The sequence below is a fragment of the Kineococcus deserti genome, from assembly GCF_050871945.1.
GTDB lineage: Bacteria > Actinomycetota > Actinomycetes > Actinomycetales > Kineococcaceae > Kineococcus.
Map to the genome: position 1 here is coordinate 24,733 of NZ_JBJLSI010000007.1, position 24,733 is coordinate 49,465.

At 72.8% G+C, this 24,733-nt stretch carries 19 protein-coding genes; 12 read left to right on the forward strand and 7 right to left on the reverse strand.

Features of this window, described 5'->3' with window-relative positions:
- Positions 1-241 precede the first annotated feature (241 nt).
- Genes ACRYR2_RS07570 through ACRYR2_RS07580 form a run of 3 tightly spaced genes read left to right on the forward strand, consistent with a single transcriptional unit; the run spans position 242 to position 3,380 of the window.
- Entirely contained in the window at positions 242-1,594 is a 1,353-nt protein-coding gene (locus ACRYR2_RS07570) for an enolase C-terminal domain-like protein (protein ID WP_432562231.1), read from the forward strand.
- Positions 1,591-2,631 (forward strand): zinc-dependent alcohol dehydrogenase, encoded by a 1,041-nt coding sequence (locus tag ACRYR2_RS07575; protein WP_432562232.1) that lies wholly within the window; start codon positions 1,591-1,593, stop codon positions 2,629-2,631. The genes ACRYR2_RS07570 and ACRYR2_RS07575 overlap by 4 nt, the downstream gene beginning before the upstream one ends.
- Positions 2,628-3,380 carry an SDR family oxidoreductase gene (locus ACRYR2_RS07580; protein ID WP_432562233.1) on the forward strand — a complete coding sequence of 251 codons (753 nt, stop codon included), beginning with the start codon at positions 2,628-2,630 and terminating at the stop codon, positions 3,378-3,380. The genes ACRYR2_RS07575 and ACRYR2_RS07580 overlap by 4 nt, the downstream gene beginning before the upstream one ends.
- Before the next feature lie 43 nt (positions 3,381-3,423).
- Here ACRYR2_RS07580 and ACRYR2_RS07585 read toward each other — a convergent pair whose 3' ends face one another.
- The 4 genes from ACRYR2_RS07585 to ACRYR2_RS07600 form a co-directional block, all read right to left on the reverse strand.
- The gene (locus ACRYR2_RS07585; protein WP_432562234.1) at positions 3,424-5,784 is read right to left on the reverse strand and encodes a glycosyl hydrolase family 95 catalytic domain-containing protein; all 2,361 of its coding nucleotides are present in this window, start codon (positions 5,782-5,784) and stop codon (positions 3,424-3,426) included.
- Between the two features lie 28 nt (positions 5,785-5,812).
- On the reverse strand, positions 5,813-7,447 hold the full coding sequence (locus ACRYR2_RS07590; RefSeq protein WP_432562235.1) for a type 2 periplasmic-binding domain-containing protein: 1,635 nt from the start codon (positions 7,445-7,447) through the stop codon (positions 5,813-5,815).
- Positions 7,448-7,509: 62 nt separating this feature from the next.
- On the reverse strand, positions 7,510-8,355 hold the full coding sequence (locus tag ACRYR2_RS07595) for a carbohydrate ABC transporter permease (RefSeq protein WP_432562388.1): 846 nt from the start codon (positions 8,353-8,355) through the stop codon (positions 7,510-7,512).
- Positions 8,356-8,450: 95 nt separating this feature from the next.
- Positions 8,451-9,389: an ABC transporter permease gene (locus tag ACRYR2_RS07600; RefSeq protein ID WP_432562389.1), complete on the reverse strand. Its 939-nt coding sequence runs from the start codon at positions 9,387-9,389 to the stop codon at positions 8,451-8,453.
- A 460-nt stretch (positions 9,390-9,849) separates the two neighbouring features.
- Between ACRYR2_RS07600 and ACRYR2_RS07605 the strand changes: the two genes are divergently transcribed.
- The 4 genes from ACRYR2_RS07605 (at position 9,850) to ACRYR2_RS07620 (ending at position 13,840) form a co-directional block, all read left to right on the forward strand.
- Positions 9,850-11,178 carry an extracellular solute-binding protein gene (locus ACRYR2_RS07605; protein ID WP_432562236.1) on the forward strand — a complete coding sequence of 443 codons (1,329 nt, stop codon included), beginning with the start codon at positions 9,850-9,852 and terminating at the stop codon, positions 11,176-11,178.
- A 156-nt stretch (positions 11,179-11,334) separates the two neighbouring features.
- Positions 11,335-12,171 (forward strand): alpha/beta fold hydrolase, encoded by an 837-nt coding sequence (locus tag ACRYR2_RS07610; protein WP_432562237.1) that lies wholly within the window; start codon positions 11,335-11,337, stop codon positions 12,169-12,171.
- Positions 12,168-13,025 carry an alpha/beta hydrolase gene (locus ACRYR2_RS07615; RefSeq protein ID WP_432562238.1) on the forward strand — a complete coding sequence of 286 codons (858 nt, stop codon included), beginning with the start codon at positions 12,168-12,170 and terminating at the stop codon, positions 13,023-13,025. The genes ACRYR2_RS07610 and ACRYR2_RS07615 overlap by 4 nt, the downstream gene beginning before the upstream one ends.
- A 71-nt stretch (positions 13,026-13,096) precedes the next feature.
- Positions 13,097-13,840 (forward strand): NAD-dependent epimerase/dehydratase family protein, encoded by a 744-nt coding sequence (locus ACRYR2_RS07620; RefSeq protein WP_432562239.1) that lies wholly within the window; start codon positions 13,097-13,099, stop codon positions 13,838-13,840.
- 77 nt (positions 13,841-13,917) lie between these two features.
- Here ACRYR2_RS07620 and ACRYR2_RS07625 read toward each other — a convergent pair whose 3' ends face one another.
- Positions 13,918-14,670: a hypothetical protein gene (locus ACRYR2_RS07625; protein WP_432562240.1), complete on the reverse strand. Its 753-nt coding sequence runs from the start codon at positions 14,668-14,670 to the stop codon at positions 13,918-13,920.
- 287 nt (positions 14,671-14,957) lie between these two features.
- On the opposite strand from ACRYR2_RS07625, the gene ACRYR2_RS07630 reads away from it, so the two are divergent.
- On the forward strand, positions 14,958-15,956 hold the full coding sequence (locus tag ACRYR2_RS07630; RefSeq protein ID WP_432562241.1) for a Gfo/Idh/MocA family protein: 999 nt from the start codon (positions 14,958-14,960) through the stop codon (positions 15,954-15,956).
- Positions 15,957-15,966: 10 nt separating this feature from the next.
- Here ACRYR2_RS07630 and ACRYR2_RS07635 read toward each other — a convergent pair whose 3' ends face one another.
- Positions 15,967-18,930, reverse strand: coding sequence for a glycoside hydrolase family 2 TIM barrel-domain containing protein (locus ACRYR2_RS07635; protein ID WP_432562242.1), 2,964 nt, complete (start codon positions 18,928-18,930; stop codon positions 15,967-15,969).
- Between the two features lie 167 nt (positions 18,931-19,097).
- Between ACRYR2_RS07635 and ACRYR2_RS07640 the strand changes: the two genes are divergently transcribed.
- A complete protein-coding gene (locus ACRYR2_RS07640; RefSeq protein WP_432562243.1) occupies positions 19,098-20,081 on the forward strand; it encodes a glycoside hydrolase family 43 protein in 984 nt (327 codons plus the stop codon).
- Positions 20,082-20,106: 25 nt separating this feature from the next.
- On the opposite strand, the gene ACRYR2_RS07645 is transcribed toward ACRYR2_RS07640, so the two are convergent.
- Positions 20,107-21,141 (reverse strand): LacI family DNA-binding transcriptional regulator, encoded by a 1,035-nt coding sequence (locus ACRYR2_RS07645; protein ID WP_432562244.1) that lies wholly within the window; start codon positions 21,139-21,141, stop codon positions 20,107-20,109.
- A gap of 293 nt (positions 21,142-21,434) precedes the next feature.
- Between ACRYR2_RS07645 and ACRYR2_RS07650 the strand changes: the two genes are divergently transcribed.
- The 3 genes from ACRYR2_RS07650 to ACRYR2_RS07660 are packed head-to-tail and all read left to right on the forward strand — an operon-like array spanning position 21,435 to position 24,639.
- Positions 21,435-22,733, forward strand: coding sequence for an ABC transporter substrate-binding protein (locus ACRYR2_RS07650; protein WP_432562245.1), 1,299 nt, complete (start codon positions 21,435-21,437; stop codon positions 22,731-22,733).
- Positions 22,730-23,758, forward strand: coding sequence for a carbohydrate ABC transporter permease (locus ACRYR2_RS07655; protein ID WP_432562246.1), 1,029 nt, complete (start codon positions 22,730-22,732; stop codon positions 23,756-23,758). Before ACRYR2_RS07650 ends, ACRYR2_RS07655 begins: the two co-directional genes overlap by 4 nt.
- On the forward strand, positions 23,755-24,639 hold the full coding sequence (locus tag ACRYR2_RS07660; protein WP_432562247.1) for a carbohydrate ABC transporter permease: 885 nt from the start codon (positions 23,755-23,757) through the stop codon (positions 24,637-24,639). Before ACRYR2_RS07655 ends, ACRYR2_RS07660 begins: the two co-directional genes overlap by 4 nt.
- Positions 24,640-24,733 lie beyond the last annotated feature (94 nt).

Below are 24,733 nucleotides of genomic sequence, written 5' to 3' on the forward strand. Positions count from 1 at the left end.
CCGCGCCGTCGTCGCGGGCCGAACCTCATTGTGCCGCGAGGACGCCACCCTAGACATCAGATGTCTAGGCGCGATACGTTCGCGACCGACAGCCTGACCGCTCGCCGGACCCCCGGCACCGTGAGGGCAACCGGCGACCACGATCGCGCTGCCGCAAGGATTGCAGGGGACCGGTGAGCGCACGAGGTGAAGGCGACGCAGCCACTCACCTCGGTCGATTGGTCAGATGCATGGAGGATTCATGTCCGTCCGTACCGCAGTCTTCACCGCCCTGGACGTCCACGACGTCCGGTTCCCGACGTCCGAGCACCTGGACGGCTCGGACGCCATGAACCCCGAACCGGACTACTCCGCCGCCTACGCCGTCCTGCGCACCGACGCCGGCGACGGCCACGAAGGACACGCGCTGGCGTTCACCACCGGGCGCGGGAACGACCTGCAGGTCGCCGCCATCCGGGCACTGGCTCCCTTCGTCGTCGGCCGCAGCGTCGAGGAGGTCCTCGGCGACCTCGGCGCCTTCTCGCGCGAGATGGTCCACGAACCGCAACTGCGCTGGCTCGGGCCGGAGAAGGGCGTCGTGCAGATGGCCGTCGGGGCCGTGCTCAACGCCGCCTGGGACCTGCGCGCCAAACGCGCCGGCCAGCCGCTGTGGCGCCTGCTGGCGCACCTGGACCCCGAGGAGATCGTCTCCCTCGTCGACTTCCGCTGGCTCACCGACGCGATGACCCCGCGACAGGCGCTGGACCTGCTGCGCCGCGCCGTCCCCGGACGAGCCGAACGCGAGGAGGCGTTGCTGCAGCGGGGGTACCCCGCCTACACCACGACTCCCGGCTGGCTGGGGTACTCGGACGACAAGCTGGAACGACTGGCCCGCCAGGCCGTCGCCGACGGGTTCACCCAGATCAAGCTGAAGGTGGGCGCCGACCTGGTCGACGACGTGCGCCGGATGGAGGTCGCCCGGGCCGCGGTCGGCGACGGCGTGCGCATCGCGGTGGACGCCAACCAGCGCTGGGACGTGGGCGAGGCCATCACCTGGATGCGCGCCCTGGCACCGTTCGACCCGTACTGGATCGAGGAACCCACCAGTCCCGACGACGTCCTCGGGCACGCCGTCGTCCGCCGCGCGCTGCACCCGATCAAGGTCGCCACCGGGGAGCACGTCGCCAACCGCGTCGTCTTCAAGCAGCTCCTGCAGGCCGGTGCCGTCGACGTCGTGCAGATCGACGCCGCCCGTGTCGCGGGGGTCAACGAGAACATCGCGATCCTGCTGCTGGCCGCCCACCACGGCGTCCCGGTGTGCCCGCACGCCGGTGGGGTGGGGTTGTGCGAGATGGTGCAGCACCTGTCGATGTTCGACGTCGTCAGCGTCTCGGGGTCCTGGCAGGACCGGGTCGTCGAGCACGTGGACCACCTCCACGAGCACTTCGTCACGCCGGTGCGGCTGGAGGCCGGCCGCTACCGGGCGCCGCTGGGCCCCGGCGGTGGCGGCGAGATGCTGCCCGCCTCGATCGCCGACCACACCTTCCCCGACGGTCCCGTCTGGACCGCCCGGCGCGCGCCCGAAGCGGTTGCAGCGCACGGAGTCCTGGCGTGAGCACGCACCTGGTCGCCCGGTACCACCGCGCCGGGCAGGTCCGCGCCGACCGCGTCGACCGCCGCTGCCCCGGTCCCGGTGAGGTCGAGATCGCTCCGCTGTTCACCGGCATCTGCGGCACCGACCTGCACATCGCCGCCGGTCACATGGACGCCCGGGTCAGCACGCCCGCCGTCATCGGGCACGAGACGGTCGGCACCGTCAGCGCCCTGGGGACCGACGTCACCGGCTGGGCCGTCGGGGACCTCGTCACCGTCGTGCCGCTGCGCCCCGACGGCACGTGCGCCACCTGCCGCAACGGCCACTCCCACGTGTGCGACCACCTCGACTTCCTCGGCATCGACTCCGACGGAGCCCTGGCCGAGCACTGGGTGGTCCCGGTGCACACGCTCGTCCGCGTCCCCGAGGGGACCGATCCGCGTCACGCCGCCCTGCTCGAACCCACATCCGTCGCCGTGCACGACGTCCGCCGCGCCCGGCTGGCCCCCGGGGAACTCGCCGCCGTCGTCGGTGGCGGCCCCGTCGGGCTGCTCATCGCGCTCGTCGCCCGGCACACCGGCGCCGACGTCGTGCTGTCCGAACCGGACCCGACGCGACGCGCACTGGCCGCGGACCTGGGCCTGCACGTCGTGGATCCCCTGGCCGAGGACCTCGCCGCGCTCACCCGGGACCGCACCGACGGGGCGGGAGCCGCCGTCGCGTTCGAGGTGTCCGGGTCCGCCCCCGGCCTCACCGCCGCGGTCGGCGCGCTCGCCGTGCGGGGCCGGCTCTGCCTGGTCGGCATCCACGCCGCCCCGCGCGAGGTCGACCTGCACCCCTTCTTCTGGCGCGAACTGGAACTGCTCGGGGCCCGGCTCTACGAACGCGGTGACGTCGAGGAGGCCGTGCGCCTGGTGGCCGGTGGTGCCCTGCCCGTCGGTGCGCTCGTCTCGCACGTCCTGCCGCTGGAGCGCGTCGACGAGGCCTTCGCGGCGCTCGCCGGCGGCGGCGCGGTCAAGGTGCTCGTGGACTGCCGCGGCTCGGCGGGCACCGCGTGAGCGGTCCCTTCGACCTCACGGGCCGGCTGGCCGTCGTCACGGGCGCCAGCCGCGGCATCGGGCGCGCCTGCGCGGCGGCACTGGCCGCGGCCGGGGCGGACGTGATCGGCGTCGCCACCGCACCCCCCGACGGGGAGGTCGCCGACGAGGTCCGCGCGACGGGCCGGCGGTACGAGGCCCTGGGGTGCGACTTCACCGACGCCACGGCCGTCGCCGCCCTCGGGGACGCCCTGGCCGGTCGGGACGTCGACGTGCTCGTCAACAACGCGGGCACGATCCGCCGCGCCCCGGCCGCAGGACATCCACAGTCCGACTTCGACCTCGTCGTCCAGGTCAACCTCACGAGCCAGTTCACGCTGACCCAGCGCGTCGGGGCCTCGATGCTGGCCCGGGGACACGGCAAGGTCGTCTTCACCGCCTCGCTGCTGAGCTTCCAGGGCGGGGTGAACGTGCCCGGGTACACGGCGTCCAAGCACGCCGTGGCGGGTCTGACCCGGGCGCTGGCCAACGAGTGGGCCCCGCACGGGGTCAACGTCAACGCCGTCGCGCCGGGGTACGTCGTCACCGACAACACCGCCGCGCTGCGCGCCGACCCGGACCGTTCCCGCGCTCTGCTGGAACGCATCCCGGCCGGGCGCTGGGCGGTCCCCGAGGACGTCGCCGGCCCGGTGGTGTTCCTGGCCAGCCCCGCCGCCGACTACGTCCACGGGGTCGTGCTCGCCGCCGACGGCGGGTGGCTGGCCCGCTGACCGGGCCGGGACCGCTCGAGACGAGCGCGTTCGGGTGCCCGGGCTACCGGGTGGCCTCCACGAGGTACTCGACCCCGGCGCGGGCCGCCCACACGAGGTCCTCGTCCCCGCCCTTCGCGACGGGGTCGCCGTCGGCGGTGCTGACGGTGACGGTGGCCCCGTGCGCGCGCACGGCGAGTTCGCCGTCGCGGCCGGCCACGATCCGCCCACCGGACAGGAGGCCGCCGGACCACCGCAGGTCCACGGTGTGACCGCCGCGGGCGCGCAACCCGCGCACCGTCCCCCCGACCCACGCCGGCGGCAGGGCGGGCAGCAGGTCCAGGACGCCGTCGTGGCCCTGCAGCAGGGTTTCGGCGACCCCGGCCACGACCCCGAAGTTCCCGTCGATCTGGAAGATCGCTCCCCCGGGCCAGTCGCCGTGCGGGTGCAGGTCCAGCAGCGAGTCGGACATGAGGTCCTCGACGAGGACGCGCAGGTGCTCCTGCGCCGCGGCTCCGTCGCCGAAGCGGGCCGACAGGCCCACCACCCACGAACGGCTCCACCCCGTGTGGCCGCCACCGTGGCTCAGCCGGCCCTGCAGCGCCCGGCGGGCGGCGTCGAGGCGTCCGGGCGTGCGGCTGCGCGTCGTGCTCGTACCGGGGAACACCCCGTACAGGTGCGACATGTGGCGGTGTCCGGGTTCGGCCGAGACGAGGCCCGGCCCCCACTCCTGCAGCAGACCGTCGACGACGGCGGGTTCGGCGAGCCGGTCCAGCGCCGCGCGCACCTCCCGCGCGAGGTCGTCGTCCTCCTGCCCGGTGCGCCGGAGCAGGTCCAGGTAGTGGGTGAACACCTCACGGGTCAGTTCCCGGTCCATCGTCGACCCGGCCGTCACCGCGGCCTGCGACCCGTCGGGCAGCAGGAAGGTGTTCTCCGGCGACGTGGACGGGCTCGGCAGCAGCTGCCCGGTCCCCTCCTCCTCGACGAGCAGGTCGAGGGACGCAGCAGCCGCGGCCCGGTGCACGGGCAGGGCCACGTCACGGACGAAGTCCTCCGCGGCGGAACCGAAGTCGACGTGGTCGTAGGTGTGGGCGGCCAGCCAGGGCAGCGCCGACGGCCAGTTCGACCACAGCGGGCGGCCCCTCACCGCGCGGGAGAAGCGCCAGACGTCGGTGTTGTGGTGCACGATCGCCCCGCGCGCCCCGTAGTCCAGCCGGGCCGTCTCCCGCCCGGCCTCGGCGAGGTCGCGGGCGAGGTCGAACAACGGGGTGTGCAGTTCGGCCACGCCCGTCGTCTCGGCCGCCCAGTAGTTCATCGTCACGTTGATGTTCGTGGTGTAGTTGCTGCTCCAGCCGGGCCGGACGTCGGTGTTCCAGATGCCCTGCAGGTTCGCGGCCTGCGTCCCCGGTCGGGAGGAGGCGATCAGCAGGTAGCGGCCGAGGTCGAAGACCTGCTGCGCGACGGCGACGTCCTCCTCGTGGCCGGGAGCGGCCCGGACGTCGAGGTCGACCCGGTCGAAGTACCGGCGGTGCTCGCTCCCGGTGCGCTCGCGCAGTTCCGCGGTCGCGACGTCGGCGGCGGCCAGGACCTGCTCCCGGGCCTGCCGGACCAGCTCCTCGAGGTCTGCCGAAGGCCGCTCCCGCCAGCCGCGGAACCCCGTGACGACCGTGGCGGTCAGCCGGGCCGCCGACCCGTCGGCCCGGACCAGGGCGGCGACGGCGAAACCTCCGCCGCGCGCCACCGTCCCGTCGGCATCCGGGACGTCGCCGGCGTACCGGACGGGGTCGTCGTCGGGCACGTAGTTCGGCACCACGGTGGCCGGCACCCGACCGGCGGCCAGGACGAGCGTGCCCCCGTCGACCTCCTCGACCCGGTGCAGCGGCAGCGGGTGCGGGCTGGTGAACTCCACGGCGGGCAGCGCGTCGCCGTCCCACCCGGCGCTCGCGACGAGGACGCTCACGCCCGGGGCGACGAACGTCTCCAGTTCCCGGTCCACGCCGGCGCGGCGGTACCGGCTGCGCGAGAGTGCATTCGCGAGGTCGAGGTCGCGGACGTACCCCTCGGGCGCGGCGGTCTGGTCCTCCGCCGACGGGTCGTACCGCCAGGTCAGCCGGCCGACGGGCTGGTAGGACTCGGTCCAGCCGTCGGCGTGCACCTGCAGCGCGAGCTCGTCGGCCCGGTGGTGGTCCCCGGCCGCGACGGCCGCGCGCAGGTCGGGCAGCACGTGCGCCGCGCCGGCGTCCGTGCGAGGGGCCAGAGGCCCGCCGGACCACAGCGTGTCGGCGTTGAGGTCGAACGTCTCGGTGCCGACGCCGCCGGCGACGGTGACCCCCAACCGCCCGTCCCCCAGCAGGAACGAGTCGGCGAACCGGGTGGCGGGCCGGGCGCAGCGCAGGACGTGCCGGGGGGCGGGCTGGTGGGTCATGTCTCTCCGGGGTCGAGGGGTGGAGCGGTCACTTGGAGGCGTCGTACGCCGCCTGCTGGATCTCCAGGTACCGCGGCAGCCCGGTGGCCTGGAGTTCGTCGACGTAGGACTGCCAGGCGCCGTCGTCGGTCACGTCACGGCTGCCGGTGATGAACTCGGCGCTGGCCTGGCTCACGAGGTTCTCGATGTTGGTCGTCAGCTCGGCCACCTCCGCCGACTCCTCCTGCGGCACCCACACCGACCAGTACGGGAACACCTGGTCCTGCGGGACGTGGGGTTCGTACAGCTTGCTGGCCTCGAAGAGCTTGCGCTCGTACCCGTCCGCGGGCTGGACCTGTCCGTTGCGGAACTCCTCGTTGGAGTTGTACTGGGCCAGGGGACCCCATCCGTCGTTCGGGGGCGTGACGTTCGGGTCGGCCTCGGGGACGCGGACGAACGGCGTGAGGCTCTCGTCGAGCGCCGTCTCGCCGGGCTCGGGCTTGAACCAGCCCTTGCCCTCGAGGCCGAACTCGGCGCGCACGTGCTGGTCCTGCGGGAACATGTGGTCCAGCATCTTGATCGCGGCGATCTGCTCGTCCTCGTCGGCCTTGTTCGTCAGGGCGAACGTCGCCCCCGGCATGCTCGGCAGGTTGTAGGACGCGAACTGGACGCCGTTCGGGCCCTTGAGCGGCGCAAGCGCCTGGTACGCCTCGTCGCGCCCGTCGTCCTGGCCCGTCGTGACGAAGATGCCCGGGTGCAGGACGGTCGCCGCCCCCACGATCGGGGCCTCGGCGCTGTCGCCCTTGGCCAGCAGGGCGTCGCGGTTCTGGGTGAAGGCGCCGGGGTCGACGAGTCCGGCCGCGTACATCTCCGCCATGAAGGCCAACGCGTCGCGGTAGGCGTCCTGGGCCGCCTGCAACGTCACCTTCCCGTCCTGCAGGGCCAGGGTCGAGGAGAAGGTCGCACTCCCCTGCGGCTCGTACAGGAAGGCGTTGGCGAAGTACGGCAGCAGCAGGTCGTCGACGCTGGACGTCAGCGGGATCTCGTCGGCCTGGCCGTTGCCGTTGGGGTCCTGGGTCTTGAACGCCGTCATGACGTCGAAGAACTCGTCCGTGGTCGTCGGCATCGGCAACCCGAGCTTGTCCAGCCACGCGGTGTTGATCCACAGCTTGGCCTGGTAGGAGCAGTGGAAGCAGTCGTTCCACTGCGGCAGGCCGTAGATCTTCCCGTCCGGGGCGGTCGAGAGCGCCTCGAACTCCGGGTAGTCCGCGAAGGCCTGCTCGATGTTCGGCGCGTGCTGGTCGATGAGGTCGTTCAGGGGCTGCAGGACGCCCTGCTGGCCGTAGCGCAGCAGGTCCTGCTGGGAGAACTGGTCGACCCACGGCACCATGAGGAACACCTCGGGGTAGTCGCCGCCGGCTAGCAGGATGCGGCGGGCCTCGGCGGCCGTCGTGCCGTCCCAGGTCGTGGTCTGCCAGTCGAACGTGTAGCCGGTGAGCTCCTCCATCTCCTTCGAGAAGGAGTTCGTGGCCAGGTCGGTGTCCGGGCCCTGCGCGGCGAAGATCGACAGGTTCTCCGCGTCGGCCGGGTCGTCGCCGCCGGAGCAGGCGGTGGTGGCGAACAGGGTCACGGCGGCGAGGCCGACGGCCAGGCTGCGGACTCGGGATCGGGGGCGTGCGGGCATGGCGGTCCCTTCGGGATGGCCGGCGACGACGTCGTCACCGGAGGAGCGGGGGCGGTGAGGTCTCAGCCCTTGACGGCGCCGACGAGGATGCCCTTGGTGAAGTAGCGGGCCACGAACGGGTAGACGAGCAGCAGCGGCACGGTGGCGATGACGATGAGCGAGTACTTCAGCAGGTTCGCCAGCTGCTGCCGTTCCATCATCGCGGCGGCGTCGGTGCTGCCCCCGGACGTGTTGAGCACGAGGATGTTGCGCAGGACGATCTGCAGCGGCGCCAGGTCGGGGTCGCGCAGGTAGAGCAGGGCGTCGAAGTAGGAGTTCCACTGGGCGATGCCGTACATGAGCGCGATGACGGCGATGAGGGGTTTGGCCAGCGGCAGGACGACGGTGAACAGGATCCGCAGGTCGCTGGCCCCGTCGATCTGCGCGGCCTCGTGCAGCTCCTCGGGGATGGACGAGCGCAGGAACGCGACCGCGATGATGACCTGCCAGACGCCGATGGCCTGCGGCAGCAGCAGCGCCCCGCGGGTGTCGAGCAGGCCGAGGGCCTGCACGACGAGGTAGGTCGGGATGATGCCGCCGGCGAAGAGCATCGTGAAGACGACGAACTTCGTGAGGAACCTGCGGCCCCACAGGTCCGGTCGCGACAGCGGGTAGGCGATCATGATCGTCAGGGTCACGCTGATCGCCGCACCCGCCACCGTGTAGAAGAGCGAGTTGGCGAAGCCCTGGAGGATGGCGGAGTTCGACAGGGCCACCTCGTACCCGCGCAGGGTGGGCTCCACCGGCCACAGGGAGACCCGGCCCGCCGAGACCGCCGCCGGGGAGCTGAACGAACTGGCCACGATGTAGACCAGCGGGACCAGCACGACGACGAGGGCGGTGACCAGCAGCACGTACACGCCGACCATGAAGACCCGGTCGACGGCCGGGTCCTTGACCTGCCGCGCGCGACCCACCTGCTGGGGGCCGTGGATCCGCTCCCGGGGTTGTGTCCTCGTCCCGCTCACCACAGACCACTCCCCGTGACTCGTTTGGCGACCCGGTTCACCGTCAGCAGCAGCACGAGGTTGATGACGGAGTTGAACAGGCCGATGGCGCTGGCCAGGCTGAAGTCGGCGTTGATGAGGCCGACCTTGTACGTGTAGGTCGCGATGACCTCAGACTGCGACAGGTTGAGCGGGTTCTGCAGCAGGAAGGCCTTCTCGAAGCCCAGTGACATGACGTTGCCGACACCGAGGATGAGGATGATGACGGCCGTCGGGGCGATGCCCGGCAGGTCGACGGCGAGGATCTTCTGCAGCCGGTTGGCGCCGTCGACGCGGGCGGCCTCGTAGAGCGTCGGGTCGATCCCCGCCAGCGCCGCGAGGTAGATGACGGCCGAGTAGCCCGCCGTCTGCCACACGTCGGTCCACACGTAGATGTGCCGGAAGGCGTCGGGGTCGCCCAGGATGTTGGGGTCGTCGGCGCCGAAGAAGCCGAAGACGTCGGACACCAGGCCGATCCGCGGCGACAGGATGAGGATCGTCATCGAGACGATGATCACCGTGGAGATGAAGAAGGGCGCGTAGGTGACGAGCTGCACGGTCTTGGCGAAGAACCGCAGCCGCACCTCGTTGATCGCCAGCGCCAGGACGATCGGGATCGGGAAGCCGGCCAGGACGGCGTAGACGGACAGCAGGAAGGTGTTGGAGACGATCCGCCCGAAGACCGGGTTGTCGAAGAAGCGCTGGAAGTTGGCCAGCCCCACCCAGTCGCTGCCCCAGATGCCGTCCACGACGTTGTACTGCTTGAAGGCGATGACGGCGTTGACCATCGGCACGTACTTGAAGACGACGAACCAGAGCAGCGGGATGGACAGCATCACGTAGAGCTGCCAGTGGCGGCGGAGGCTGCGACGCGCCGTGGACCGCCCCGGGCTCGTCCGGGTCCGGCCGACGGTCACGCCCGGCCGGAGTGGGGTCAGGGCCACGTCCGCGCTCCAACTGCCTGTCGATCGATCTGATGTTTCGAGCCGTACAGGCCGTCGCTGCGGGTCAGCCGCCCGTGCTCCGTTCGGATTGGCGCAACCGGACAGGGCATGACTGTGCCTCCTCGTCGAGTGCAGCAGATCGGTGTCGTGTTCGGACGCTAGACGTCAGATGTTTCGGCTGTCAACCCACCTGTACGCGTTCTCTCCACGCCTCTCCCCCGCCCGGACGTGCGGCCATCCCCTACCCACATTCGGGATGTATCGATATAGTCGCGGTGCGGTCGTCCTCCAGCGTTGCGGACTGCGCAGTGGGTCGAGCGGAGATCCCCTGGTGTGCGCGGCGCTGACGCGCCCGTGCCCCACCTGCCTCCGCCCGGAGAACGCCTTCGTCCCGAGGGTCGCACCACCGCCACTGACTGCACTGGAGATTCACGTGAGCGCTCCGTCGACCACCCGCCGCTCCTTCGTCGCCCTGGCCTTGGCCACACCGCTGGCCACCTCCGTGCTGAGCGCCTGCGGAGGATCCTCCGGCCCCGGCCAGGCCCCCGCCGGAGGGGCGAGCATGTGGATCCTCACCGGGCAACCCGCCGAGGGCATCCGGACCGGCGCCGTCGAGACCTTCAACGAGGCCAACCCCGACTCCGAGATCGCCCTCTCGTCCTTCCAGAACGACGCCTACAAGGCGAAGATCCGCACCGCGATCGGCGCCGACCAGGCCCCCACGATCATCCCGACCTGGGGTGGAGGAGGGCTGCGCGACTACGTCGGCAACGACCAGGTCGAGGACCTGACGAGCTTCTTCGAGGAGAACGCCGAACTCAAGGACAAGCTGTTCGCCAGCGCCTTCGCCGCAGCGACCGTCGACGGCAAGATCTACGCGATGCCGTGCGAGGTCGTCTCCCCGATCGTCCTGTTCCACAACAAGACGCTCTTCGAGCAGGTCGGCGCCCAGCCGCCCACCACGTGGGAGGAGCTGATGGCGCTGGTGCCGGTCTTCCTCGACGCCGGCATCGCCCCCTTCTCCCTGGGCGGGCAGTCGCGGTGGACCAACATGATGTGGCTGGAGTACCTCTACGACCGCATCGGCGGCGCGGAACTCTTCACCTCCATCTACGAGGGTCAGCCGGACGGCTGGTCGCAACCGGAGTCGATCGAGGCCCTGACCAAGGTGCAGGACCTCGTGCGGGCCGGCGGGTTCGTCAACGGTTTCGCCTCCATCACCGCCGACTCCAACGCCGACCAGGCGCTGCTGTACACCGGCCGGGCCGCGATGATGCTCCACGGGTCGTGGACCTACGGCTCGATGAAGACCGACGGTGGCGACTTCGTGACCGGCGGCCACCTGGGGTTCACGACGTTCCCGGTGGTGGAAGGCGGCAAGGGGGACCCCACCGCCAGCGTCGGCAACCCCGCAGGCTACTACGCGATGTCCGCCCGGGCCGATGAGGAGGCGAAGACGGCGGCGAAGAAGTTCTTCGCCGAGGGGATCGTCACCGACGCCACGACGAAGGCCTGGATCGACTCCGGCGCGGTGCCCGTCGTCGTCGGCTCGGACAGCGGGTTCGGCTCCTCCGAGGACGCCGAGTGGCTGCAGTTCGTCTACGACCTGGCCTCGGGGGCCTCGAGCTTCCAGCAGTCCTGGGACCAGGCCCTGTCCCCGACGGCCGCCGACGCCCTGCTGGAGAACATCGAGAAGTTGTTCGCCCTGGCGATGACCCCGCAGGAGTTCGCCGACGCGATGAACGCCGCCAGCGCCTCCTGAGCCTCGGCCCGTGCGCAGCCGGCGGTGGCGTCCTGCAGCGTCACCGCCGGCCTCGCCCCGGAGGGCCGCCGAGTTCCTGCCCTGCTCGGCGGTCACCCTTCTCACGGCAGGACGGATCGGACAGCATGCGTGCACCGATCCCGCGAGGAGGACCACATGCCCACGATCACCACCGACGACGGCGCCCAGATCTCCTACCTCGACTGGGGCACGGGCGCCCCCGTCCTGCTGAGCCACGGCTGGCCCCTGAACTCGGACGCGTGGCAGGCCACGGCCCGCTTCCTGGCCGAGAACGGCTTCCGGGCCATCGCCCACGACCGCCGCGGTCACGGCCGGTCGAGCCAGACCTGGGACGGCAACGACATGGACACCTACGCCGACGACCTCGCGGCGCTGGTGAACGCGCTGGACCTGTCCGGGGTGACGATGGTCGGGCACTCGACAGGTGGCGGCGAGATCGTCCACTACGTCGGCCGGCACGGTTCCTCGCGGGTCGCCGGTCTGGTGCTCGTCTCGGCGGTTCCGCCGAAGATGCTGAAGACGGACGACAACCCCGAGGGGGTTCCCGCGGACGTCTTCGACGGCCTGCGGGCCGGGGAGGCGCACGACCGGGCCCAGTTGTACCGCGACCTGGCCGACGGGCCGTTCTTCGGCCACGACCGCGCCCCGGTGGACCAGGGTTTCCGCGACGCCTTCTGGCTGCAGAGCATGGCCTGCGGGCACCGCGCCGCGTACGAGTGCATCGCGGCGTTCTCGGCGACCGACTTCCGCCCCGACCTGGCGAAGGTCGACGTCCCCACCCTGGTGATCCACGGCGACGACGACCAGATCGTCCCCTTCGACGTGGGCGGGCGCCGGACCGCCGAGCTGGTGGACGGCGCCGAACTCATCGTCTACGAGGGCGGTGCGCACGCCCTGCCCGACGTGGCCCGCGACCGCCTGCACGCCGACCTGCTGTCGTTCCTGCACGACCGGGTGGGGAAGGAGTCGTGACCGACCAGGCGGCCCCCGTGGACACCGTCGTCCTGGTCCACGGGTTGTGGATGACACCACGCAGCTGGGCACCCTGGGTCGACCGGTTCTCCGGGCGCGGGCTGCGGGTGATCGCGCCGGCCTACCCCGGTTTCGAGGTCGAGGTGGAGGCCCTGCGGGCCGACCCGTCCGTCATCGCCCGGCTCACCGTCCCGCAGACGGTGGACCACCTGGCCGGGATCATCGGTGCCCTCGATCGCCCACCGGTCATCGTCGGGCACTCCTTCGGCGGAACCCTCACGCAGCTGCTGCTCTCGCGCGGCCTGGGCGCGGCCGGCGTCGTCGTCGACTCCGCCCCGACCGAGGGCGTCCGGGTCACCCCGGTGTCCCAGGCGCGGTCGCTGTTCCCCGCGCTGCGGAACCCGGCCAACCGCCGCCGCGCCTTCGGGTTCACCCCGGCGCAGTTCCACTACGCGTTCACCAACACCCTCTCGCGCAGCGAGTCCGACGAGGTGTGGCGGGAGTTCCACGTCCCGGCGCCGGGGTCGTGGATCTGGGAGTACGGCCTGCTCGCGAACTTCACCCCCGGCCACGGCGCCACGTGGCCGGACTACACCGCGAACCGGGCCCCGCTGCTGTTCCTGGCCGGCGGCCGCGACCACATCATGCCCGCGTCGGTGAACCGGGCGAACGCCGCGAAGTACCGCGGGTCGCCCGCGCTGACCGCGTTCCACGAGTACCCCGAGCGCGACCACTGGACCTGCGCCGCACCCGGGTGGGAGCAGGTGGCCGACCACGCGCTGGAGTGGGCGCTGCGCAACGCGCACCCCGTGTCCACCCCCACGCCGGCACGACCCGACGTGAGCGGTTCCTGACCGGTCCCGGGGGGAGCGCGGCGGGACACCCACGACTCGCCGCGTCCCCCCGGTCCTGGCAGCATCCGGACATGGCTCCCACGCTGCTGCTCACCGGCGCCGCCGGCCGGGTCGCCGGCCAGCTCCTGCCCGGTCTGACCGGCCGCACCGTCCGGCTGCTGGACCGCACCACCCCGTCCGGGGAGACCGGCGCGGAGGTGCTGACGGGCGAACTCACCGACCGTGACCTGCTCGCCCGTGCCGTCGAGGGCGTCGACACCGTCGTCCACCTGGCCGGTGACCCCCGCCCCGACGCGACGTGGGACGACCTGCGCGGACCGAACGTCGACGGTTTCACCGCCCTGCTCGAGGCCGCCGCCGACCACGGTGTCCGGCGCGTCGTCTACGCCAGTTCCGTGCACGCGATGGGCCGGTACGAGGCCGAGGGCCGGACGCCGGTCGAATCCACCTGGGCGCCGGCACCGTGCTGCGAGTACGGGGCCACCAAGGCCTTCGACGAGGCGATGGCCGCCGCCTTCAGCCACCGCCGGGGTCTGAGCACGATCGGTCTGCGGCTGGGGGCCACCACGCCCGAACCGACGCAGCGCAGCCAGCTGTCGGGCTGGCTCGGGCCGACGGACCTGCGCCGGCTGGTCGTCGGCGCCGTCGAGACGGACGTGCGGTGCGGTGTGTACCCGGGCATCTCCGCCAACACCCGGACCCACTGGGACCTCAGCCGCGCGGTGGCCGACCTCGGCTACCGGCCCGAACTGGACTCCGAGGCGTACGCCGCGACGGTCGAGGACGACGGCACCACGATCGCGACCTGCGGCTGACGGACGCGACACCGGCCCGGTCCGCCCCCTCGGAGGGTTCCAGGGGTGCCGATCTCCCGACCTCTCGGACGAGCAGCTCAGGCCGCGGCCACGACACCGGCCACCCCGGGGCTCACCGAGGTGTCCACGACGACGAAACCCGGGACCGGCCCCTGGGACAGGTCGCTCGGCACCGCCTCGGCCAGGCTGTTCGGCGACGGCCGTCGCCACCGGCGCGGCCCGAGGTCGAGCAGCTGCAACGTCGTTCCGCAGTGCACCGCGAGCGCGTTCCCCACCTCCTGGAACTGCGGGTCCTGCGGAGCCCCGGCCGTCAGCGCGAGGGCACGCACCTCGCCCGCCGGAGCACCGCGGCCGAACCCGGCCCGCGCGAGCAGGACCGTGCACCGCCCCGCCGCCAGGGCTGCTGCCGCCGAACTGCCCACCCGGTGCCGCCACTCCCGCCGCCCCACCACGCCCAGGCTCAGCAGTCGTGCCGAGGCGGTGACGGCTGCGAGGTTCTCGGCGACCGAGCCGTAACGGACGTAGGAACGCACCCGTAGGTCCGGCCAGCCGCGCGACAGCGCCCGCTCGGCGCGGTTGAGCAGTTCGTGCGCGGTACCCGTACCGCTGTGCCCGCCCGGGGCGAACGGGTGGCCCCGGCCCGGGTCCACGTGCCCGTCGGGGCCGGCCGGGCCTGTCTCGACGACCACCTCCACGTGCAGGCACGCGTTCGTCGCGGCCGCCTCCACGGCCGCCAGGTGGACCGCGAGGGCGCCGTGCGCGGAACCGTCCAGGAGGGCCACGACGTCGTCCCCGGCGTACACGCGCGGACCGGAACGGCGGTGGACCACGGCTGCTCCCCTCGACGACCGGTGCGAAGGCCATCGTCGGGCGTGCGGCGGGAGGCAGCAGGGACCTTGGTCCCGGAACGTCGATCCCGGCAGGAGGCCGACCACGACCACGGCGGGGAACTGCCAGGCCGGTGGGACCGCGACCCGGTCGCGCAAGCGCCCGCCGCAGGGCGCCGTCGAGGCCGCCGTCCGTCGCCTGCGGGACCACCGCCGGGGACGTTGCCACGCCGTGGCCGGCGGCCCTAGTGTTGGACCGGTCCATTGCCGTCGTTCCAGGAGTTCCAGCGATGCGTGTCGCCCTCATCGGTGCGGGTTTCATCGGGTCCGTCCACGCCGCCAACCTCGCGGCCCACCCGGACGTCGAGTTCGGGGTCTTCGACGTCGACGCCGACCGCGCGCGCACCGTGGGCGAACGGCACGGCGCCGTGACGCTGGCCGGCCTGGACGACGTCTTCGACACCTCGCGCTTCGACGCCGTCCTCATCGCCTCCTCCACCGACACGCACGCCGAGCACCTGCGCCGGGCCGCGGACTCGGGCCTGGCCGTGTTCTGCGAGAAGCCCATCGACCTCGACCTCGACCGGGCCCGTGAGGTCGCCGCCCACGTCGCGGCCAGCGGTGTCCCCGCGATGGTCGACTTCAACCGGCGTTTCGACCGCGACCACGCGGCCCTGCGCGACGTCGTCCGTTCCGGGGAGCTCGGGGACGTCGAACTCGTGCAGCTCACCAGCCGCGGCCCGTCGATGCCGCCGCTGTCGTACATCGCGGTCTCCGGCGGGCAGATGCGCGACCAGGCGGTGCACTTCTTCGACCTGGCCCGCTGGATCACCGGGGCCGAACCCGTCGAGGTCACCGCCCTGGGCGCGGCGCTGGCCGACCCGCGCCTGACCGAGCACGGTGACGTCGACACGTCGGTGGCGACCGTGCGGATGTCCACCGGCGCGCTGGTGCAGATCGACTGCGCCCGGCGCACGGCGTACGGCTACGACGAGCGCATCGAGGTCCACGGCTCGGCCGGGATGGCCGAATCGCGCCGGCACCGCGACGGTTCGGTGACCCGCTACGGTGCGGGCCGGATCGTCGAGGACGGGCTGCACCCGGGGTGGTTCGAGCGGGTCCGTCCCACCTACGCCGCGGCGCTGGACGCGTTCGTGACCGCGGTCCGCGACGGGGTCCCGCCCACTCCCTGCCTCGCCGACGGCCTGGCCGCGCAGGCCGTCGCCGAGGCCGCCACGGCCTCGCTGCGCAGCGGCCGCACCGAAGCCGTGCCCTCCCCCGGCGCCTGAGGCAGGAGCGTCAGACCCCGAACCGCAGCGTCAGCTCCACCGGCGCCGGGTGCAGCTGGGCGTTCGGCAGCACACCGGGCCCGCAGGAGGCGCTGCCCAGGCCGTGCTGCGCGGCGTCCAGGTGCATCCACAGCAACCCGTCCGGCACCAGCTCGTGCGGGTGGGCGGCCAGGCCCAGGGCCCGGTCCGACCACGGCCGCAACGACAGTTCCACCCCCGTCAGCGACCGCGCGCCCAGGCGGGTCGTGCCGGCCTCCACGACGAGGGAGGTCCCGTCGGCGAAGCCCAGGGCCGCGTGGGTCACCCCGCGCCGCGCACCGTTCTCCTGCGGGTGGGTGTAGTTCGTCTGCCACTGCGCCACGGTGTGCCGCCAGGCCCCGCCGACCGCCGCCCGCCGGGAGTCGGCGTAGGACTCCCCGGGTCCCAGGCCGCTCCAGTCGACGGTCGTCGCGTCCGCGTCGGCGACCTCCAGCGCCAGCAGCAACCCCGTGCGGGCGATGCTCGCTCCCCAGCGCCCTTCGGGGTCGATGCGCACGTGCAGGTCCACCGCGTCGGGGTCGTCGGCGACCGCCCGCCACGTGCACGTCGTGCGGAACCCGTTGCGGGTGCGCGGCCCGGCGGTGCGGGCGGTGACGACGAACTCGCCGTCCGGCCCGAGGCCGGCGCCGACCTTCCGCTCGGCCAGCAGGTGCAGGCCGCTGTGCTCCCAGACGCTCTGGTCCGAAGGTCCTTCCCACATCGCCGACCGGCGGTCGTTGTCGGTGGGGGCGCGCCAGGCGTCGACGCGGAACTCCGCGACCCGCCGACCGTGCAGTTCGCGCAGGTTCCCGGCCCGGTCGAACCGCGCCGGCCCCACCGCGAAACCCCGCTCGACGGTGCGGGCCGGCCCGTGGGCCACCGGCGGCAGCACGGGGGCGCCCACGAGGAGTTGCCCGGTGGAGACGGTGAACGGGGTCTGCACCCAGGACTCGTCCAGGGCGTCGGCCTCGGGCTGCACGGCGCGCAGCGTCCACCAGAGGGGGTCGCGACCGGCGGCCGGCAGCGGCAGGTCCGCCGGCGGCCGGACGGTCACCCGTTCCCCCGGCGCCAGCGAGATGCCCGGCAGCGTCCCGGTGGCCAGGACGTCGTGGCCGCGGTGCAGGGTCCACTCGAAGGCCAGGTGGTCGGTGCCGCGGAACGCCTGCCGGTTGCGGACCACCAGCGAGGCGCCGTCGGGCGCCGTGTCGAGCCGCACCGGCGCCGAGACCGCCGCGAACTCCCGCAGCGCCGGCGAGGGCGTGCGGTCGGGCAGGACCATGCCGTCGGCGACGAACGTCCCGTCGTGGAACAGCTCGCCGAAGTCGCCGCCGTACGCGGCGAACGGGGTCCCGTCGGCGTCCTTCCGGGTCAGGCCGTGGTCGATCCACTCCCAGACGAAACCGCCCATGAGCCGCGGGTACCGGTCGAACAGCTCGTCGTAGTCGGACAGACCGCCGGGGCCGTTGCCCATGGCGTGGGCGTACTCGCACAGCACGAACGGCATGGCCCGGCGTCGGGCGTCGGCGTCGGCGCGCTGGAGGGCGGGGTCCACGCCGCGGCCGATGAGCTCGGTGAGTTCGGTGGGCGCGTACATGCGCGAGTACACGTCGACCTCGTCGCTGGAGAAGTCGCCCTCGTAGTGGACCGGCCGGGTCGGGTCCAGGGTCCGGACGGCACGGACCATCGCGGCGACGTTGCACCCGCTGCCGGCCTCGTTGCCCAGCGACCACAGGACGATGCTCGGGTGGTGCGCGTCGCGCCGGACGGTGCGGGTGACCCGGTCCACCAGCACCGGCTCCCAGGCCGGGTCGTCGACGGGGTTTCCGGCCCAGCCCTCCTCGAGGAAACCGTGCGTCTCCAGGTCGTTCTCGTCGACGACGTACAGGCCGTACCGGTCGCACAGGTCGAGGAAGTGCGGGTGCGGCGGGTAGTGGCTGGTCCGCACCGCGTTGACGTGGTGCCGCTTCATGAGCAGCACGTCCTCGAGCATCCGCTCGGGCGTCACCGAACGGCCGCGCAGCGGGTCGAACTCGTGCCGGTTCACCCCGCGCAGCTTCACGGGTGCGTCGTTGACGAGGAAGACCCCGTCCCGGATGCTGACCGTCCGGAACCCGGCGGCCAGGACGACGCGCTCGCCGGGCGCGGTGACGACGACGTCGTACAGCCGCGGCCGTTCCGCCGACCAGGGTTCGACCGCGGTCGAGACGGACTGCCCCGCAACGGTGTCGATCCCCAGTTCGGGCACCTCGACCCGGACCGGCTCCTCCGCGTCGGACTCCACCTCGACCGTCAGCGTCCCCTGCCCGGTCGTGGCGTCGTACCCGGTGTGCAGGCGCACGTGGTCCACCCCGCCCGCCGGGCGGTGCTCGAGGGAGACGCTGCGGAAGATCCCCGACAGCCACCACTGGTCCTGGTCCTCGACGTAGGACATCGCCGACCACTGCGTCACCCGCACCGCGAGCAGGTTCTCCCCGGACCTCAGCCGGTCGGTCACGTCGACCTCGGTCGGCAACCGTGAACCGTGCGAAACCGCGACGACCTCACCGTTCAGGGCGACCTCGAACCAGGAGTCCACCCCCTCGAACCGCAGCAGCGTCCGGCCACCGGCGGGCCAGCCGTCCGGCACGGTGAACGTGCGGCGGTACTCCCCCGTCGGGTTGGCGTCCGGGACGAACGGGGGCTCGATCGGGAAGGGGAACAGCAGGTTGGAGTAGGCGGGCGTGCCGTAGGGCCAGCTGTCCGGGGCGCCGGCGAGCTGCCAGTGCCCGGGCACCTCGAGGCGGTCCCAGTCCGCGCCCGGGTCGTCGCGGGCGACTCCGGTGTCGACCGTGTCGAAGAGCCGGAACCCCCACGTTCCGTCGAGGTCGACCCGGCCCGCGTCCGAGGAACCGGCCGGCGGCCGGTACCGGGCGGCGACCACACCGACGGGCGGGCTGACGGTCTCGTGCGTGTTCACGGGCGGCGACTCCTCGTCCCGGCTCCGACCACCGTGGTCAGCCGTGTCCCCAGGGTGGGCAAGCTACCAGCAGCCCTGCCGGTGGACGCGGCGGGAACTCGTCCCGGCGACGGGTGGTTCCGCCCTCGGTGCTGCGGCACCGGACCCGGGCTCGGTAACCTCGCCGGGTGGCCGACGACGTCCTGGAAACCCTCGCCGAGTTCCCGGCGCACGACCCGTTCGTGCTGCCGGTGGCGCACGACGGGACCTACCGGTTGTACTCCGCCGCGCACGGGGAACACCCCGGTGTGGTGGTGCGGACCAGCACCGACCTGCGGAACTGGTCCGCACCACGGCCGGTGTTCACCGTGCCCGCGGACTGCTGGGCCGATCCGTCGGCGGCGCCGTGGGCCCCGGAGGTGCACCTGTGGCGCGGCCGCTACCACCTGTTCACCACGCTGCACCAGCCCGCGGACGCCCTGCCACCGGTGCGCCAGGGCGGCACGACGTTCGTCCTGGGCACCGACGACCCCCGCTGGCGGCTGGCCCCCGCGCGCCGCGGCACCGTGGTGGCCGTCTCGGACTCCCCGGACGGGCCGTTCGAACTGCTCGACCCCTCCGGTCCCGTCCCGCCGGCGGAGTTCATGACCCTCGACGGGACGTTGCACGTCGACCGGGCCGGCCGGCCGTGGATGGTGTACGCGCACGAGTGGGTCCAGATCCTCGACGGCACGGTGGAAGCCGTTCCGCTGCAGGACGACCTGAGTCGCGCGGCCGGGCCGCCGGTGCACCTGTTCCGCGGGTCGGAGGCGTCCTGGCAGCGGTCGGTGACCCCGGGCACGGCGTCGCTGGCGCCCTACGTGACCGACGGGCCGCAACTGCGGCGCCTGCCCGGCGGGGCCCTGGCGGCGCTGTGGTCGTCCTACCGCGCCGGCGGTGCCGAGTACGTCCAGACGTGGGCCATCAGCCGCACCGGTGAACTCACCGGGCACTGGGAACAGCGCGGCGTCCTCGTCGGCGGCGACGCGGGGCACGGGATGCTGTTCGAGACCTTCGAGGGCCGGACGGTGCTCGTCCTGCACCGCGGGACGGGAACGCAGCGCGTGCGGGCCGAACTGCACGAGGTGCGGCTGTTCCCCGACGAGGTCCAGCTGGCCGGCCCGCTGCGCTGAACCCCGGTGTCCGCACGAGCACCGTTCACGGCCGCGGCGGGGCGGCGGAGGACCGCACGACGAGCTGCACGGGTACCCGGTGCGTTCCGGCGGCCGGCGCGTCCGGACGGTGGATCTGGTCCAGCAGGAGGGAGACGCACAACTCCCCGACCCCCTCGAAGTCCTGGCGCACGGTCGTCAGCGGTGGCCAGTAGTCCCCGGCCTCCTCGACGTCGTCGAACCCGACGACCGAGACGTCCCCGGGCACGTCCAGCCCGGCCTCGTGGAACGCGCGCAGCACCCCCAGGGCCATCTGGTCGTTGGCGCTGAACACGGCGGTCACCTCCCCGCGCGGACGGGCGGCCAGCACCCGGCCGATGCGGTACCCGGTCGCCGAGGTCCAGTCCCCCACGTGCTCGGCCGGCACCGGGCGGCCCTCGCTCTCGAGCGTCGCCCGCCACGAGCGCCGGCGCTCGCGGGCCGCGCGGCTGTTCGGCGGGCCGCTGACGTGGTGCACCGTGCGGTGCCCGAGCTGCAGCAGGTGCCGCACGGCCAGCCGCGCCCCCGCGGCCTGGTCGGTGTCGACGTTCGGGCAGCGCGGGGAGGCGACCGCGTCGGTGACCACCAGCGGGAGGTTCCCCGGGACGGCGAACACCGGCGAGCGCAGCACCTCGGCTTCGATGATCACCAGCCCGTCGACCTCCTGGCCGCTCAGGTGCGCGATCCCGGCGTCGACCCCACCGGTCGTCGCCTCGTGCAGGCTCAGCAGGCTGATCGAGTACCCGGCGCGGGAGGCCGCCGTCGCGATGCCGGACAGCGACCGGACGTCGCCGAGGCGGGAGACCGAGAAGGACAGCACCCCCAGGGCGCGCGACCGCCCGGTGGCCAGCGCGCGCGCCGCGGCGTTCGGGCGGTACCCGACCGTCTGCAGCGCCTCCAGCACCCGCTCCCGGGTGGCCGGCACCACGTTCCCGTGACCGTTGACCACCCGCGAGACGGTCTGGGACGAAACTCCCGCGACCTTCGCGACGTCGGCCAGCGACGGGTTCCGCCGCGCAGCCCGCACCACCTCACCGGTCATGCCGTCTCCTCCTGAGGGGGCCCCGCGGTCGTGCCGGAACCGGGGCGGACGGGAGCGTACCCCTGACTCCGCCGCCGGGGACGGCTGTCGGGGTGGTGGACTTCGCGAACCGGTTGACGCGAACCCTGTTGGCGCTAACATCGTCGCCACCAGCAACACGTTCCCCGGCTCGCGGACAGCACGCGAGACTCCGTGGCACCGGACAGCGAGGTCCGCGGCCACGACCGGCGCGGTCAGAGCCGACCCGCCGGCCACCGCGCATCCGCGGGTGCGCTCAGCACAAGGAGTTCGGCATGGCGTTCTCCCAGCACTCCCCCCGGCCCGCGACGTCGTCCGGTCCGGGGTTGTCCCGGCGTTCCGTGCTGGCCGGGGTGGGAGCCGGCGCCGCCGCCCTCGCGCTGAGCGCCTGCGGCGGCAACGACGGCGGCACCGGGGCGACCGGTGGCGGCGGGCTGTCGCAGTGGTACCACCAGTACGGCGAGGACGGCGTGCAGGAGGCCGTCGAGCAGTGGGCCGCCGACTACGAGGGCGCCGACGTCACCGTCGCGTGGACGCTCGGGGACTACGCCTCGAAACTGTCCTCCCGTCTGCTGTCCGGCAGCGGCGTCGACGTGTTCGAGAACAACCAGATCGACCCGGCCTCGGCCCGCAAGGGCCTGTACGCCGACCTCACCGACCTCATGGACCCGGTGAAGTCGCAGTTCAGCGAGGTGGCCCTCAAACCCGTCACCATCGACGGGAAGATCTGGGGCGTCCCGATGATCACCGACCCCCAGCTGCTCTGGTACCGCCCGAGCCTGCTCGAGGCGGCGGGGGTGGCCGTCCCGACGACGTTCGAGGAACTCATGCAGGCCGGGATCGCGCTGACCCGCGGGGACCAGAAGGGCCTGTTCGTCGGCAACGACGGCGGTGCGGGTGTGTTCTCCCAGGCCGTACCGGTCGTCGCGGGCGTCGGCGTGCTCAACGCGGACAGCACCCAGGTGACGTTCAACACCCCGGAGGTCGCCGCGGGTTTCGCCGCGCTCCAGCAGGCCTACCAGGCCGGGGCGATGCTGGTGGGTTCTCCCACCGACTGGACCGACCCCACCTCGTTCAACGCCGGTCTCGCGGCGATCACCTGGCAGGGCATGTGGGCCCTGCCGGCCATGGTCGAGGCGTTCGGCGACGACCTGGGGGTCATGGCGATCCCGCCCGTCGGGGGTTCGACGACGTCGGCCGTCATGGTCTCGCAGTGGAACGAGCAGGTCGCCGCGAAGGCCTCCGACCTCGAGGCGGCCAAGGCCCTGGTCAAGGCCCAGTGGATCGACGACGAGACGTTCCAGAAGGAGTTCGCGGTCGGGTTCGGGTTCCACGTACCGCCCCGCACGGCCGTCGCGGCGGAGACGACCGAGCTGCAGGAGGGCCTGGCCAAGCAGGTCGTCGACCTCACCGACCAGTGGGGTTTCACGGCCGGCCCGTTCTGGGCCCCGGCCATGGGCACCGCGCTGACCGACGCCGTCACCCGCATCGTGTCCGACGGCGCGGACCCGGCCACCGAACTCGCCGCGGCGCAGCAGGCCGCGCAGCAGACCCTCGACTCCCTGACGTCGTGAACGCGAGCAGCACCGCCCGCCGCGCCGCCGGCCGCGCCGGCGGCCAGGGCGCTGTCCCGGTGGAGCGGACGACGCGCCGGGCCGCGCCCCCCGTCCGTCCGGGTGGGGTGCGCGGCAGCCGCCTGGCGTTCTGGGTGTTCGTCAGCCCGTTCCTGGTCGGGTTGGTGCTGTTCACCGTCGTCCCCATCCTGTGGAGCAGCGGCCTGAGCTTCTTCGAGGCGCGCGGCACGCTCGATCCCACCCGCTTCGTCGGCCTGGACAACTACGCCCGGTTCCTGACCGACAAGGCGTTCACCAACAGCCTCGGCACCTTCACGGTGTTCGCGGTCTTCATCGTCCCGGTGACGATGGCCGTCTCGCTCGGCCTGGCCGTCCTGGTGAACGGGCTGCCGAGGTTCCAGGCGTTCTTCCGGTCCGCGCTGTTCCTGCCGGTGGCGTGCTCGTACGTCGTCGGTGCGCTGGTCTGGAAGCTGAGCCTCTTCTCGGGTCTGCCCTCCGGGATCGCCAACACCGTCCTCGGCGGTTTCGGGGCCGATGCGATCGCCTGGCTGGGCAGTTCGCCCTACTGGTGGATCGTGCTCGTCACGGTCCGGTTGTGGTTGCAGGTCGGCTTCTACATGCTGCTGTTCCTGGCCGGTCTGCAACGCATCCCGCAGGTGCTCTACGAGGCGGCCCTCATCGACGGCGTGTCGGCCGGGGTGCGCCGCTTCCGGTACATCACCTGGCCGCAGCTGCGGCCCACGGTGGCCGCGGTGCTGCTGCTCCTGCTGGTCGCCGCCTTCCAGGCCTTCGACGAGTTCCTCAACCTCGTCCCGGCCAACCCCGCGACCCGGCCCCCGCTGGTCTACCTGTACAACGTGGCCCTGGGGGCGCAGCGCGACTTCGGCCTGGGTTCGGCCGGGGCGCTCATCCTCACCGCGATCATGGTGGTCGTGGCCCTGCTGCAGACGCGATTCTTCGGGTTCGCCGCCGCGGAGGACCGGCAGCAGCGGACGCGTCGAGGACGTCGGGAGGTGGCCCGGTGAGCACCGTGGACAGGGTCCACGCCGTCCGCCCCGCCGGCACCGGGCGCCGCAACGCCGTGCGGGCCGGGGGGAACGTCGCCCGCTACGCGGCCGTGGCGGTGGTCGCCCTGCTGTTCCTGCTGCCCTTCTACCTCATGGTGAAGACCGCCGTGTCCCCCGCGGCCGACATCGCCTCGCGCACCTTCGTGCTGTGGCCCTCCGAACCGGACTGGTCCGTCTTCGGCCGGGTGCTGGACGATCCGACCTTCCCCCGGGCCATGCTGAACTCGGCCGTCATGGCGGTGCTGCTCACCGGCGGGCAGATCGTCGTGGCCGCCATGGCCGGCTACGCCCTGGCCCGCATCCCCAACCGGGCCGCGGGACCGCTGTTCTCCGCCACGATCGTCGTCCTGCTCATCCCGGCCGCGACGACGTTCCTGCCGAACTTCCTCATCGTCGCCCGGCTGGGCTGGGTCGACTCGCTGCGCGGGCTGATCGTCCCGGGCCTGTTCAGCGCCTTCAACGTGTTCCTGTTCCGCCAGTTCTTCCTCAACTTCCCCAAGGAGCTGGAGGAGGCCGGCCGCCTGGACGGGCTCGGGTACTTCGGGGTGTTCCGGCGCATCGTCGTGCCCAACACCCTGGCCTTCGCCTCCGCGCTGACCGTCCTGGGGTTCGTCGGTTCCTGGAACGCCTTCCTGTGGCCGCTGGTCGTGGCCGGCGGCGGGTCGGGTGCGGTGACCGTGCAGGTCTACCTCTCCTCGTTCCTGACCGCCCAGACCTTCGACTACTCCGGCCTGTTCGCGGCCGCCCTGCTGTCCCTGCTCCCCGTGCTGCTGGTGTTCCTGCTGCTGCAGCGCTGGCTCGTCCGCGGGGTCGCCGAGACCGGCATGGGCGGCTCCTGACGCCCCTCCTCACCACGCACCCTCCCACCCCACCGCGATCAAGGATTCGACCCCCGCGATCAAGGACCCGGTGCCGCGCTCGTCGGCGTCGAAT